Source organism: Flavobacterium sp., assembly GCF_049240005.1.
Classification (GTDB): Bacteria; Bacteroidota; Bacteroidia; order Flavobacteriales; family Flavobacteriaceae; genus Flavobacterium.
Map to the genome: position 1 here is coordinate 82,326 of NZ_JBMLTK010000074.1, position 15,002 is coordinate 97,327.

General features: G+C 43.5%; 13 protein-coding genes. 7 read left to right on the plus strand and 6 right to left on the minus strand.

Going from position 1 to position 15,002, the window contains the following annotated elements:
- The 7 genes from ACOVQQ_RS08135 to ACOVQQ_RS08165 all read left to right on the plus strand — a co-directional run.
- Positions 1-786 (plus strand): glycoside hydrolase family 26 protein (locus tag ACOVQQ_RS08135; RefSeq protein ID WP_421817755.1); only part of this gene is annotated, 786 nt, incomplete at its 5' end.
- A gap of 10 nt (positions 787-796) precedes the next feature.
- Complete coding sequence (locus ACOVQQ_RS08140; RefSeq protein WP_421817756.1) at positions 797-2,719, plus strand: sodium:solute symporter family protein; 1,923 nt, start codon at positions 797-799, stop codon at positions 2,717-2,719.
- Positions 2,720-2,775: 56 nt separating this feature from the next.
- The gene (locus ACOVQQ_RS08145) at positions 2,776-3,918 is read left to right on the plus strand and encodes a glycosidase (RefSeq protein WP_421817769.1); all 1,143 of its coding nucleotides are present in this window, start codon (positions 2,776-2,778) and stop codon (positions 3,916-3,918) included.
- Between the two features lie 11 nt (positions 3,919-3,929).
- Positions 3,930-5,129 (plus strand): AGE family epimerase/isomerase, encoded by a 1,200-nt coding sequence (locus tag ACOVQQ_RS08150; protein WP_421817757.1) that lies wholly within the window; start codon positions 3,930-3,932, stop codon positions 5,127-5,129.
- Entirely contained in the window at positions 5,126-6,352 is a 1,227-nt protein-coding gene (locus ACOVQQ_RS08155) for a glycoside hydrolase family 26 protein (protein ID WP_421817758.1), read from the plus strand. Before ACOVQQ_RS08150 ends, ACOVQQ_RS08155 begins: the two co-directional genes overlap by 4 nt.
- 4 nt (positions 6,353-6,356) lie before the next feature.
- Positions 6,357-7,637, plus strand: coding sequence for a glycoside hydrolase 5 family protein (locus ACOVQQ_RS08160; protein ID WP_421817759.1), 1,281 nt, complete (start codon positions 6,357-6,359; stop codon positions 7,635-7,637).
- A gap of 32 nt (positions 7,638-7,669) precedes the next feature.
- Positions 7,670-7,882, plus strand: coding sequence for a hypothetical protein (locus tag ACOVQQ_RS08165; protein WP_094486884.1), 213 nt, complete (start codon positions 7,670-7,672; stop codon positions 7,880-7,882).
- Between the two features lie 15 nt (positions 7,883-7,897).
- Here ACOVQQ_RS08165 and ACOVQQ_RS08170 read toward each other — a convergent pair whose 3' ends face one another.
- The 6 genes from ACOVQQ_RS08170 to ACOVQQ_RS08195 all read right to left on the minus strand — a co-directional run bounded on the left by ACOVQQ_RS08170 (position 7,898) and on the right by ACOVQQ_RS08195 (position 14,421).
- Positions 7,898-8,854 (minus strand): aldo/keto reductase, encoded by a 957-nt coding sequence (locus tag ACOVQQ_RS08170; protein WP_421817760.1) that lies wholly within the window; start codon positions 8,852-8,854, stop codon positions 7,898-7,900.
- A gap of 6 nt (positions 8,855-8,860) precedes the next feature.
- Positions 8,861-11,140: a beta-glucosidase BglX gene (gene bglX / locus ACOVQQ_RS08175; RefSeq protein WP_421817761.1), complete on the minus strand. Its 2,280-nt coding sequence runs from the start codon at positions 11,138-11,140 to the stop codon at positions 8,861-8,863.
- Complete coding sequence (locus tag ACOVQQ_RS08180; RefSeq protein ID WP_421817762.1) at positions 11,137-12,501, minus strand: sialate O-acetylesterase; 1,365 nt, start codon at positions 12,499-12,501, stop codon at positions 11,137-11,139. The genes bglX and ACOVQQ_RS08180 overlap by 4 nt, the downstream gene beginning before the upstream one ends.
- On the minus strand, positions 12,491-13,552 hold the full coding sequence (locus tag ACOVQQ_RS08185) for a GDSL-type esterase/lipase family protein (protein WP_421817763.1): 1,062 nt from the start codon (positions 13,550-13,552) through the stop codon (positions 12,491-12,493). The genes ACOVQQ_RS08180 and ACOVQQ_RS08185 overlap by 11 nt, the downstream gene beginning before the upstream one ends.
- A gap of 327 nt (positions 13,553-13,879) precedes the next feature.
- Positions 13,880-14,191: a type II toxin-antitoxin system RelE/ParE family toxin gene (locus tag ACOVQQ_RS08190; RefSeq protein WP_421817764.1), complete on the minus strand. Its 312-nt coding sequence runs from the start codon at positions 14,189-14,191 to the stop codon at positions 13,880-13,882.
- Between the two features lie 2 nt (positions 14,192-14,193).
- The gene (locus ACOVQQ_RS08195) at positions 14,194-14,421 is read right to left on the minus strand and encodes a hypothetical protein (RefSeq protein ID WP_421817765.1); all 228 of its coding nucleotides are present in this window, start codon (positions 14,419-14,421) and stop codon (positions 14,194-14,196) included.
- Positions 14,422-15,002: the final 581 nt, after the last annotated feature.

Genomic DNA, 15,002 nt, shown 5'->3' on the forward strand with positions numbered 1-15,002 from the left:
TCAACATTTAGCTGGCACATGGATAATCCGTTGACTGCCGGCGACTCTTGGGATGTAAAACCTAATTCACTCAGCAGCATTTTACCCGGCGGCAACAAACACGAGCTGTATAAAAAATGGCTCGACAACGCCGCTAATTTCTTAGCCGATTTAAAAGGAAGCGACGGAAAAATGGTTCCAATCTTATACCGCCCGTTTCACGAACTTACCGGTACTTGGTTTTGGTGGTGCCAAAATGTAGCAAGTCCCGCAGATTTCAAAGCAATTTGGAAATTCACCTTCGATTACCTTGTGAAAGAAAAGAAACTAAACCATTTACTGTTTGTTTATAATACGGCCGACTTTCAATCAATTGAAGCATTTGAGGAATATTATCCAGGCGATAACTACGTAGACTTGGTGAGCTACGACAAATACGCCAACCAAGGCGGCAAAACCATACCGGAATGGGTGAACGACTGCCGTAAACAACTGGAAATCATGACGCAATTTGCTGATAAACACAATAAAGTTATCGCAATTGCTGAGATTGGTTATGAACAAATTCCAGAACCGACGTTCTGGACACAATCTCTACAAAAAATAACGGACGGATTTCCCGTATCTTTTGTTTTAGTTTGGCGAAACCACGGCTGGCAAGAACACGAAAAAAAGATGCACTACTACGCACCATATGCTGGACATCCTTCAAATCCAGATTTTCAAAAATACTACGACCAAACCAATACATTTTTCCAGAAAGATCTAAGTAAGCTCAAGATTTATTCTGAACTTTTAAAGCAATAAATCGGCCGCTATGAACCTAACCACTTTTGATATTTCTATAATTATCGTTTACTTCTTGATGATGGTTGTCATTGGAATCATCATGAAAAACCAAGCAAAGAAAAGTAAAGATAGCTACTTACTTGGCGGAAAAAAATTGCCTTGGTACATGCTTGGTCTTAGCGATGCAAGCGATATGTTTGATATTTCAGGCACAATGTTACTCGTAAGCATGGCCTTTCTGTACGGATTTAAAAGCGTATGGATTCCTTGGATGTGGCCCGTTTTCAATCAGGTTTTTCTAATGGTTTTTCTCAGCAAATGGCTTCGAAGAAGTAACGCAACTACCGGTGCTGAATGGCTTGGAACCCGATTCGGTTTTTCAGACAAAGGCGTTCGCGGAAGTCATGCCATCGTAGTAATTTTTGCACTCATGCTTTGCATTGGTTACATGGCGTACGCTTTTGTTGGCGTTGGCGAATTTCTTGAAATTTTTATCCCCTACGAAACCATTAAAGAAGTCGTTCCTTTTCTCGACTTTTCAATCGACACCAATCCAGTAACCAACCCGAACTTCGCTGCCGAATTAGACCATGCAAAAGATTTTACGGCACAATTCTACGGAGTGAGCATTTGTTTAGTCGCTACATTTTACAGCATTATCGGCGGTATGCACGGTATTGTATTGGCCGATTTTATCAAGTACATGATAATGATTGTGTGTTCGTTATTCGTTGGTGTAATTGCGATGCAGCACTTAGCAGAATCGCAAGTAGTCCTAACCGACCGAATGCCTTTAGGCTGGGATTCGCCCTTTTTTGGTAGTGAATTAGGTTTGAATTGGGAAGACAAACTCGCTGCCGCAGCTTCAAAACTCGAATCCGACGGCTATAAGTTTTTCTCTGCTATCGTAGGAATGATGTTCTTCTCCGGCGTATTGAAAAGTATGGCAGGGCCAGCGCCAAATTACGATTGCCAGAAAATTCTAAGCACAAAATCGCCCGAGGAAGCTAGTAAAATGAGCGGATTTATCTCTATCATCTTACTGCCTATTCGCTACTTCATGGTCATGGGATTGTGCACACTCGGTATTTTATACTTCAACGAACTTCCGCTATCAAAAACGGGTAGCGACATCAACTTCGAAAGCATCATGCCAGCTGTGATCAATACATACTTACCAACGGGGCTAGTAGGCTTGGTATTAGCTGGATTCTTGGGAGCGTTTATGAGTAATTTCTCCGGAACACTCAATGCGGGACAAGCCTATATCGTGAACGATTTATACCTAAAATACATTAATCCAAGCGCAACTCGCTCAAAAACAATCAACGCCAGTTATTTAGCCGGAACGCTCATGGTAATTCTTGGTGTTGGATTAGGCCTACTGATTAAGGACGTAAACATGATTTTCAACATCATAACGGCCGGACTTTACGGAGGTTTTGTTTGCGCAAACGTACTAAAATGGTATTGGTGGCGCTTTAATGCCAGCGGCTACTTCTGGGGCATGCTGGTAGGTATTATTGCCAGCGCTATTCCTCCTGCCCTCTCGGTTTTAAACATAACCGACTACTTCGACGGAACGCGAATGCTGTATTTCTTCCCCATCTTTATCGTGATTCAGCTCATTGGGTGTATCGCCGGAACGTATGCGGCTCCTCCAACCGAGCGCGACGTACTCATAAAATTCTACAAAGACGTACGTCCGTGGGGTTTTTGGAAACCTATTCGCGATGAAATTTCTAAAACCGAATCTATTGAACCTAATAGAAACATCAAGTGGAATGCCTTAAATGTATTGCTGGGCATTACCGGTCAGATTTTACTAACGTTACTTCCTATGTACGTTATTTTATCCAACTGGTCGGCAGTGAGCATCATTTTAGCTGGATTCATAACAATCGCTGTCATTATGCGAAAAACTTGGTGGAACCGATTATCTGACTATTAAAATTGTAAGGAATGATTACTGAACAAATCACACGAATTCCGAATTACGCTGAACTTATGAAACAGCACGAACAGTTCTTAGCTATTGAGAACCATAAAATTTCGCACGGAAATGGCATTTACTCTAGATACAACAATCCGGTAGTTACCGAAAATCACGTACCGATTCACTGGCGCTACGACTTAAACGCCGAGACAAACCCACACGGTATGGAACGCATCGGATTTAACGCGACCTTCAATGCCGGTGCTATGAAATGGAACGGCAAATTCCTTGTTTGTGTTCGTGTCGAAGGCAACGATCGCAAGTCTTTTTTCGCTATGGCAGAAAGTGATACTGGCGTCGATAACTTCCGTTTCTGGGATAAACCCTGCGTTATTCCAGAAATTCCGGGAAATCCCGACACTAACGTTTACGATATGCGCCTGGTTGCACACGAAGACGGTTGGGTTTACGGAATCTTTTGTACCGAGCGCAAAGATCCAAATGCTCCTACAAACGACACCAGTTCAGCGGTGGCTAACGCCGGAATCGTACGAACCAAAGATTTAATCCACTTCGACAGACTTCCCGACCTCATCTCAAACAGCGGTCAGCAGCGAAATGTTGTCATTCACCCGGAATTCGTCGACGGAAAATACGCCATTTACACGCGTCCGCAAGACGGCTTTATCGACGTTGGTAGCGGCGGTGGAATCGGACTGGGTTTCATTACCGATATGAAAAATCCGGTTGTAGAAAACGAACAAATTATCTTCGGCAAAAGCTATCATACCGTTTACGAACTTAAAAACGGTTTAGGACCTGCACCTATCAAAACCAACGAAGGCTGGCTGCATTTAGCACACGGCGTTCGAAATACCGCTGCCGGTTTGCGCTATACACTATACTTGTTCATGACTGATTTGAACGATATCGGTCGGGTGATTTACAAACCAGCCGGACATTTTATGGCACCACAAAACGACGAGCGCATTGGAGATGTTTCAAACGTTCTGTTTTCAAACGGCTGGATTGCCGAAGAAAATGGCGACGTGTTCATTTACTATGCTTCGTCTGATACGCGTTTGCATGTAGCAACCTCAACCGTTGAAAAATTAGTGGATTATTGTAAAAATTCACCTGCAGACACGTACACCTCCGGCGGTTCTGTTCGAACAATAATCGACTTAATTGAACGCAATAAAAATTTCAAATAAAAATAATATTCATGAATACGCCCGCGCATCAAATCACTCTAGATGTAAATCGTTTGCAAAAAATGCTCGATGATATACTCGCGTATTGGATGCGGGAAACCATCGACGAGAAAAACGGCGGATTTATCGGTCAAATTGATGCGCAAGAAAATAAAAACTGGCAGGCAGATAAAGGTTCCGTATTGCATGCACGGATCTTGTACACCTTTTCCGAAGCCTATCAGCTAACCGGAAACACGAAATATTTGTACGTTGCCGAATGGGCTTATCGGTACATAGAAACCAATTTCTACCATAAAAATGGTATTTATTGGAGCGTTACCGCAACCGGAGTTCCCAGCGAACGCAAAAACCAAATTTATGCACTTGCTTTTACCATTTACGGTTGCGCTTCGTACTATGCTGTAAGCAAAAATGCACAAGCTTTAGCGATGGCAAACGACCTGTTGATGAAAATCGAAAAATACAGTTTCGATAGCGAATACAACGGTTATTTTGAAGCTTTTACTGAAAATTGGAAACCGCTATCCGATTTCCGACTAAGCGATAAAGACGTCAACGAAAAAAAGACCATGAATACGCATTTGCATATTGTGGAAGCCTATGCCAATTTGTATAAAGTAGCACCATCAGCTTATCTAAAAGAACGCATTCAAAATTTGCTCGATGTTATTGAAGAACATTTCATCAACAAAAAGCAATGGCATTTAAACCTATTCTTTTCCGAAACGTGGACGGAAACCAAAAGCGTTATTTCGTTTGGTCACGACATTGAAGCTGCATGGCTACTGCTGTGGTGTGCCGAACAAATTAATGATGAAAACTACATTGAGCGCTATCGCGAAATAGCTGTTGGTTTGGCTAAGGCGTGTTTTAAAGGTGTTGATTCGGATGGCGGACTCTGGTACGAATTTGACCTAAACGAAAACAAACTTATTCGCGAGAAACACTGGTGGCCTCAAGCCGAATTTTGGTTGGGCATGCATTGTGCATACAACCTTACGAACGACGAAAAGTTCTTAAACGCCGTAATCGAAAACCTCGCATTCACTGAAAAATACATTCTCGATCGCGAAAACGGTGAATGGCTGTGGGGAATTTTAGAAGATAAGTCGAAAATGAACGAAGATAAAGTAGGAATTTGGAAATGTCCGTATCACAACGGACGTGCCTGCATGGAATTGATTAAAATTTTAAAAGAAAACAAATGAAAAAGCTGATTTATGTATTGTGGGGAAGTTTATTATGCATTGCTTGTTCGAGTGGCGGCGATGGTTCAAATCCGCAAAATGAGGTTCCTGAACCCGATCCTACACCAAGCGACGCACTTACTGTAGATAATGCAAGAACGTATATGGTTGATCCAAACGCAACCGAAGAAACCGTGGCACTATTCTACAACCTAAAAAAACTATCGAAAACTAAAACGATTGTCGGACATCAAGACGCGTTCAATTACTTCTACCAAGACAATCGAAACACGTCAGACATCAAAAAAACAACTGGCAACGAACCCGGATTGTTGGGCTCTGATTTCATGTTCATTACCGACAAAAATAACCCGTCGAATAATTGGTTTGTTCAACAAGAAAACAAAATTATTGCCGATACGAAAGACGCCTACAGCAAAGGCATGGTAAATATTTTCGCCTGGCATTTACGCGAACCATACAACGAAGAAAGCTTCTACGCCAGTGATATGACCGACCAACAAAAAGCAACAGCTTTTCGCGGATTGCTTCCAAACGGCATTTTTCACGACTGGTACAAAGCAAAACTAGACAAAGTAGCGCAGGTTTTCAACAGCCTAACAGCTCCCGACGGAACAAAAATTCCTGTGATTTTCAGACCTTTTCACGAATTCGACGGAAATTGGTTCTGGTGGGGACAAAACTATTGCACGGCTGAAGAATACAAAGCCGTATTCCAATTCACCGTTACCTATTTACGCGACGTCAAAAACATTCACAATGTACTCTACTCCTTCGCTCCCGACAATACTTACAGCAACAGTGCTTCGTACCTAAGTCGTTATCCCGGCGACGATTACGTTGACGTTTTAGGAATGGATAACTACGGCGACTTAGGCAACGGACAAGGAACTGCGGGTGCCGACCGAGCGAACGCCAAACTAAAAATGATTTCCGACCTAGCCGTAAATAAAGTCAAAATTGCAGCTTTTACCGAAACGGGGTATCTAGTAAACAACAGCAACGCTCCTATCGACGGCTGGTTTTCGAATTACGCCTACACGACAATCAGTAAAAACAACCCAGAAATTGCGTTTATTATGTTTTGGTACAACTATCAGAACAGCTATTACGTACCAACGCCAGCAAATCCGAATGCAGCCGATTTCTTAGTATTCACAAACAAAGCGAAATGTTTGCTGCAAAACGATTTACCCGATTTATACACTTTGCCACAAAATTAAGCTCATGAAAAAATTTCCTTTCGCAATTCTTGCCTCACTATTTCTGTGTATCAGCAGTTTTGCACAGCATAGTTTCATCAAAATCGAAGACGGAAAGTTTATTCGCAACGGAAAGCCATACCATTTTGTTGGCACAAACTACTGGTACGGAGCACTTTTGGGAATTGGAACTGCCAATCAAAAACGCTTGATAAACGAGCTCGACCAACTTAAATCGCTTGGCATCGAAAACCTCCGTGTTTTAGTAGGTGCCGAAGGTGGAACCGACGATTTTACCGTTCGCGAAGCACTTCAACCTAAACAAGGGAAATACGACGAAAAGTACTTGAAAGGACTCGACTTTTTAATGTCGGAACTCGGAAAACGCAACATGACAGCCGTTTTGTACCTCACCAATAATTGGGAATGGAGCGGCGGATTGGCGCAGTATTTAGAATGGAACGGCAAAGGCGAAATTCCAAACCCAAATATTCCGCCCAATACATGGCCTCAGTTTATGGAATACACCTCAAAATTCCACAGCTGCGAGCCGTGTAAAACGGCATTTGCCAAGTATGTAACATTCATCCTTAAACGCACGAACAGCATCACGGGAAAAAAATATACCAACGATCCGAGTATTTTCGCTTGGGAAGTGGCCAATGAACCACGTGTTTTCACCAAAGAAAACGAAAAAGCTTTCACATCTTGGATTAACGATGTCGTTTCTTTAATAGACAAACTCGATTCAAACCATTTAATTACCACAGGTTCAGAGGGAAAAGCTGGAAGCAACGACGATTTAGAAACTTTTGAACGCACGCACAACAATCCAAAAATCGATTACTTAACCATGCATATTTGGCCCAAAAACTGGGGCTGGTATTCGAGTAGCGATGAAGAAAAAACAACGCCCATAGCCATCGAAAAAACGATGAATTACATCGATGAGCACATCAAGGTAGCGCAAAGATTAAACAAACCAATCGTCTTAGAAGAATTCGGATTTCCAAGAAGTAAGGAAAGCCTCGACCGAAACAGCAGTACCAAATACCGCGACGCATTTTACGAAGCCGTACTGCAACGCATGCTCACGGCAGTCGAAAAAAATGAGCCGTTCGTTGCCCTGAACTTTTGGGGCTACGGCGGTTATGGAAAAAACGATCCGGATAACGGAAAGTGGAATATCGGCAACGATTACACCACCGATCCGCCGCAAGAACCGCAAGGATTAAATTCAGTTTTCGCCGAAGAAACAACTACGCTTAATCTCTTAAAAAAATACATCGAAAAGCTCAATCAGTAACCTATTTAAAACCTATTCATACTACCCAACTCATGTGTTTAAAAGCGATGATTTCCCTGAATCGTCGCTTTTTTTATGGCGGCATTTCGCGCTTTTCGTTGCAATACCGCCTAGTTGCGGTGGTTTGGGCAGCTTTTCGCACAGCTTCCGTTGGTCGCTGCGCCAAAAACGCCCGCACACGCCGCCACTTCGGCGCTATTTCCACTGCAATCGCGGCCGCGGCAGCCGTTACCGAAAAATCGTAACCGAAAACGTGTATTTTATCTTAAAATGTGTTCTATTTCCGCTAATTCATAGGCGGTAAACAAGGTATTATCTAAAGCCTGTAAATTAGCTAACAACTGTGCCTCCGAACTCGCACCAACCAAAACCGAAGTTACCCGCATATCTTTCAACAACCACGCAATTGCCAATTGCGCCAACGACTGATTGCGCCCTTTCGCCACAGCACCCAAGGCCCTAATCTTTGCGAGCTTATCCATCGTTATTTCTTCCGGTTGTAAATGACCACTTTCTTTGGCCGCACGAGAATGTTCTGGAATTCCGTTCAAATATTTATCCGTAAGTAAACCTTGCGCCAGCGGCGAAAACGCAATACAGCCAACGCCGGCTTCATCCAAAACATCGAACAAGCCGTTTTCAGGCTCGCGAACAAATAGCGAATACTTTACCTGATGAATCAAACAAGGTGTTCCCAAATCGTTTAAAATAGAAACCGCACGACGCGTTTGCTCCGGATCGTAATTCGAAATTCCCGCATAGAGTGCTTTCCCACTGCGAACCGCAAAATCGAGGGCCTGCATGGTTTCTTCCAAAGGCGTATTCGGATCAAACCGGTGCGAATAAAAAATATCCACATATTCCAATCCCAACCGTTGCAAACTTTGATTTAAACTCGCTATCAGATATTTACGCGAACCCCAATCGCCGTAAGGTCCCTCCCACATTTTGTACCCGGCTTTTGTAGAAATCACCAGCTCATCGCGCCGATTTCCAGAGAAATTACGTTGAAGTATCTTCCCAAAATTCGTCTCGGCCGAACCAGGAAGCGGCCCATAATTATTCGCTAAATCAAAATGGGTAATGCCTTTGTCGAAAGCCGTTTTCACAATTCCTTCTGCCGTAGCAAAATCATCAACCGAACCGAAATTGTGCCACAAACCCAACGAAATTTGGGGCAATAATAATCCGCTTCGCCCTGTTCTGTTGTATTGCATCGCTTATTACTTTAGCTCGAAACGCGCTTCTAAAACCGTTTGCGAACTGCCGCCAACAAACACCTGAAACACACCCGACTCTACTTGAAAAAAGCCTTCGTTATCAAAGAAACCTAACTCTTCTTTGCCGAGTTTAAACCGTATGGTTTTTGTCTCGCCTTTCTTCAGCGAAACGCGTTCAAATCCTTTTAATTCTTTTACCGGTCGCACCACACTTGCAGCTACATCGCGCAAATACAATTGCACAACTTCAATGCCATCTGATGCTCCTGTATTGGTAACATCTACGCTAACTTCGATGCGATCGTATCGTTGATACGTCGATTTATCTAACTTCAAATTCTGATACGAAAATGTTGTATAGCTTAACCCAAAACCAAACGGCCATTGCGGTGTTTTGTCGACATCAATAAAATGCGACCAGAACACGTTGTTGTCGACATTAGTTGGCCGACCCGTATTGTGATGGTTGTAGTAAATCGGGCACTGCCCCACGTTTCGCGGAAAGCTAACCGGAAGTTTTCCCGACGGATTGTAATCGCCAAAAAGAACCTCAGCAACAGCATTTCCGGCTTGAGTTCCCAAATGCCAAGCTTCCACGATACTCGGAATGTGCTCGGCAGCCCAAGGTAAGGCTAGAGGTCGGCCGTTATTTAAAACCAAAACCACATTTTTATTGACTCGATATATCGCTTCCAAAAATTCTTGTTGAAATCCGGGTAAACCAATTTCGGTACGTGTACGTGCTTCGCCACTCATAAAGCCGTGCTCGCCCATAACAAGCACCACCACATCGGCTTTTGCCGCAACTTCTAAGGCACGATCCATACCCGTTTTATCGCTGTAATTTATCTGAACTTCCTCTGTAAAAGCAGGTTTTCCCAGAAAGTAATCAGGGCCTTTTTCGTATAACAAATTCGAACCTACATACTTCTGCATACCTTCCAAAACCGAAACGGCTGTGTTGTCGTCGGCAGCAATGCGCCAACTTCCCAACGGACTCGTTTTATCGGCAGCTAAAGCTCCAATGAGTGCAATTTTCTGATTGTTTTTCTTCAACGGTAAAAGTTGGTTCTCGTTCTTTAGCAACACAATCGATTTGCGAGCCATATCCAAAACCGCAGCATGGTTTTCGGCGCTTCCTATAACAGCCTGCTCGCGTTTCTTATCGCAATAACGATACGGATCGTCGAATAAACCCAATTCGAATTTTACGGTTAGTATGCGCGAAACAGCATCGTCGATTAGAGCTTCCGAAACTTTACCAGAACGCACTAAATTCGCCAATTCCGCTACATATAAATACGATTCCATGTCCATATCGGCTCCTGCTTTCACGGCTTTTTCCGCAGCATCGGCACCATTCTCAGCGTACCCATGAACAACCATTTCTCGAATCGAAGCCCAATCGGTAATTACAAAACCATCAAAAGCCCACGAACCTTTAAGAATATCGCGTTGCAGCATTTCGTTACCTGTCGCCGGAATACCATTCAACAAGTTAAAGGCATTCATAAATGTGCGCACACCGGCATCTTTAGCCGCTTTAAACGGCGGTAAAACCATGTTAAACAAGGTGTTGTTACCCATTTCAACCGAATTGTATTCTTTGCCCGATTCTACAAATCCGTAGGCAGCAAAGTGCTTGGCGCAAGCTGCAATCGTGTTTGGCTTACTTAAATCGGCTGACGTATCGCCCTGAAATCCGGTCACGCGTGCTTTGGCGATTAAACTGCCCAGATACGGATCTTCTCCGGCACCTTCCATAATTCTTCCCCAACGAGCATCGCGGGTTATATCAACGTTCGGACCAAATGTCCAGTTAATTCCCGAAGCCGATGCCTCGTCCGCAGCCACTTGTGCCGATTTTTTAATGGCGTCCAAATCCCAACTCGCAGCTTCAGCCAGCGGAATCGGACTCAGCGTTTTATATCCGTGAATGACGTCAAAACCAATAATGAGCGGAATTCCCAGTCGGGTTTCCTCCACAGCAATTTTCTGCACGGCACGTACCTGATCGACACCCCGAACAGTAAGCATCGATCCAACCCAACCTTTCTTCAAATGTTCGTATTTAGTTGCAGCGTTTCCGTCCTTGGGTGCGGGTCCGGTAACTTCCCAAAATCCGTTGTATTGGTTCATCTGACCAATTTTTTCCTCCAAAGTCATTTTTGCCAACAATTCGGCAACGCGCTTTTTAATGTTTTCAGGCTGTTTTGCAGTCATTTTTTGTGCTAGTGATAAAACCGAGAATAATAATGCGAGAGCTACAGTGATTTTTTTCATGATTTTTTAAGTGAAAATCCGGATAAGGGCATTCCTTGGGAAGTAAAAATAGTGGCAGAAGCCTCGTCTTGCCAGCCGTAACGAAGAGCTGTAGGTGCAAACTTGCAGGAAATGACCAAGGTGTTTTTTGAAACTTTGACAGGTGCTTTTACAAAATTTCCAGCCGCATCGGCCACTTCAAAAAAAGCAGTTCCGGTTTTTTGTACGAAATTGAAAATCGGGTCGAACTCCAAAACAATTCCTTTCTTTTCCCAACGTACGTTTTTAATAATTGGATTGTCGAACGACTTATCTAAACTTTTATAGTGATTAACTAAAGCTAAGGTTGCCAAACGCTCGCCCACGGTTTTTTTATCGCGCGGATGAATATCGGATGCATCGCCGGCATCCGAAATAACGGCCAAATGTGCGCCCGCATACTGCTCACAAAACAAGCGTTGTTGCTCTCGTAATGCGGTACCGTATTGCACATCGCCGTCGTAATTATAGGGCGCAAGTTGTACAACGTACACCTGAAAATCCGATTTCCAAGCCTGACGCCACGAATCGAAAAATGCCTGGAGCATGCTGGCATAAGTACCGTTACCCACATTACTTTCGCCTTGATACCAAAGCACTCCAGCGATGGGAAACCCAACAATTGGGTGTATCATGGCATTATAGACAACCGAAGCCTGGTGCGGACAGTAATCCGACGGCTTTAAATTGGCCGCTGAACTGCGTAAAACCTCACTTCGATCGACCGCTGGTTTAGGCACCCAAACTTCTAAAGGCGTTCCGCCCCAAGCACTTACAATAACGCCAACCGGCAAGTTGCCTAATTGCGCTTGTAAGCGTTTTGCGAAGAAGTAAGCTGTTGCACTTTTACTGCGAATGGTCTCAGGAGAAATAGATTCCCATTTGGCTGGAATTTGCTGTTGCGGAACGTCGGCGGCAGCTTTATCAACAGTAAAAAACCGAATGTCGTTATTCTTGTCGTTCGCTACTTCGCTGCTATGCATTTCGCCCCAATCAAAAGTCATTTCCATATTCGATTGGCCGCTGCAAAGCCAAACTTCGCCTAACAACACGTCTTTTAAAATACGTTCCGAATAGCCTTTAATGTTTATGGTTTGCGCACCGCGTTTATCGGGAACAGGAATATTAACTTCCCAGTAAGCATACGAATTCACCACGGTTTCTGCGGTGGCATCCGACCACGAAACCGTCACTTTTATCGGTTCTTTAGGCGTTCCCCAACCCCAAATTTTAAGATTGCTGTTGCGTTGTACAACCATACCGTCGGAGAAAATTTCGGGCAAACGCGGATTAGCATACATATTTTGTAGCAGCAAGAGTAAAATTCCCAGACTAATTCTCATTCAATAAAGCTTTTAAGGTTGGCGCTAACTCTTCGGACAAAATTTGATGATCCATCATATCGGGATGATAATCGCAGCCGCGCGGTTTCATTTCCTTGAATGAAAACAGTTGAACGCTGATGTTTTTACTCTTTAAATCCGTTTGAATACTTCGCAAGCACGACTGTAATCGCGCTTTTTTATCGCCGTTAAGCATCGGACTGTCGAGCAATAAAATCTTGGCATTTGGATACTTTCCGTGTAATTTTTCTACGAATTGCGTGTAGTTGGAAATGAATTTAGCATCGTTAAACGGCAAACGCTTTTTCTTGCCATCGCCATCGGAAAAGTCGTTTGTACCCAAGCAAATACTGATTACATCCGGAATTTGCGTGGCTTGATACGCTAGTTTTTTAGCGTTGTTGAGATATAAGTTGTCGTACACTTGTGGCAGCGCGGGTTCAGCTTCGTTTTCGTCGTTCCAATTGCGGTAAATTCCGAATCCGGAGACGGAACTGAGCAGAAAATCGGTTTTCAGTGCACGTGCTGTTATGGGTCCGTAGGCGTAATAGGCGTTGTGCTGGTCGAACCACTGATCGGTATGACACGGAATAGCCAGATCGTTACCCATGCCGCAGGTGATGGAATCGCCAATAAACTCGATGCGTTTTTGATTACTGGCGGGCATTGGTTGCAGTTGCGTAAGTGGCGAACCGTCGAAGATGAGTTGTCCGATCGAGGCTTCGGTGGCTTTATATACTTCCACGACATGAGTTGAACCAGGGTTTAGATCGAGCGTAATTGGACTTGGTTTTCCGGGTTCTACGGGATAGCGACCTAGGTAGGCGCCGTCGACAACGAGCACGGCATAATCGCGGTGTGCCCACGAGTCGACGGCTTGTAAGTTGAACGTCACTTCGGTTGCTGTAGTTGCAAACGCTACGCCCGATGCGGCACCTACGAGTTCGAATTGTGTTGCCGATTGCGGATTGCAGCGACCGAAATGCTGAATATTTTGTGCAAAGTGCCCGGAGCTTAGCAGCAAGAGCCCGAACAGCCATTTATTTGACATACATTGATTTTTAGTAACAAAAAACTAAGATACTGCCGAATGTGTAATAGCAGCGGTACTAAAATGTCAATTTTGCAACATTTATTTTCATTTGGGCATGCCGGCGCCTCAGTGTTGGAAAGATGTGTCAGGCGCCGTCGGGTTTTACGCTTCCCCGATAGCTATCGGGGTATTTTTTGCCCGAAACGGATCAAAAAACAAGATTTCCGCTGCAACCCCTCACGCGGGCAATGGGCGCAATGAGACGACTTATCTGCAAAGCTCTTTGAAACTCTTTAAGGAATAGTACTTGTTGAAGTCGTCACAAGAATAACATTGGTTTTACCTCTATTTTCCCATTATGGTTGGATTCTGTCTGGTATCAAAAACGTCGGCGATTTTGACCTGCTTGTTTGTTGAATCGACCGAGTAAATCACTTTGTAGTTTCCGCAAACCAAATAATAATACTTTTCTTTTCTATTGGCGAGTAAAAGCTCAATCGGCCCTGCGAATGGATTCGTTTCCAGAATATTAGCTCCTTTAATTAATTTTGTGATGATTTGTTTAGCAACTTTGTAGCTCACTTTAAATTTGTGATATTCAAATATTTCATCTAGTTTTTCCTGAGAAAACGCAGACCAAACAACCACGTATTTCATTCTCAATACTTTGATAAAATCTCAGAACTTGGTTTGCAACGATTGGCTTTGAAGTCTGCTTCTGATTTATCTATCCTCTCGTTCAGTTCTTCTATCGTCATTGGTGTGATCGTATTGTTCTTGAAACTTGTGCTCGTTTTCAAAAGTTTTTCAAATTGGCTAATGGCTTCTTCATTTTGAATTTTGAGAAACTCTTGAATAAAAGCTACTTTTCGTGTTTGCAAATCCATAATCTATTTCACTTTTTACCAAAATTACAAATTAACTTATGGCAATTGTTGACTATGAGCAGATTTTTCAAAAGCATTCTCATCTTAGATTACTATAACTCGAACGCCTGCTTTGCAAAGTTTCCCAAATTTAAGGTATACTTGAAAAAGTGAATTGCAAAATTTCCTGCTTGTTTACTAAAAAAAAAGCGAAGTAACGCAAGGAGTTATCTCGCTCGTTTTTTAGTTTTGAAAGAATACTCCGCAGTCGAGCGACTTCGGAGAGCGCGGGAGAAGATTTTTCACGCGCCGTGGAGCAAAAGATAAGATTTCCGCTGCGCGCTTTCTCGCGGCAATGTGTGAAAAACAATCATCGTTCTATTTGATAACGTACTTCCCAGCCCCGGTTGTAGCGGCAGCCCGGAGAAAAAGATGCTTGTTTGAACCGCAACTGTGGCGGCGACGACAGAAGCCCGCTGCAGTGCGTGTGAAAACAGCGTATTTTTTGAGGACTATAGCGGAAGACGGGAGTAGCTGCAATATGTAGAGAAGTTAGAAGTTAGAAGTTAGAAGTTAGAAGTTAGAAGTTAGAAGTTAGAAGT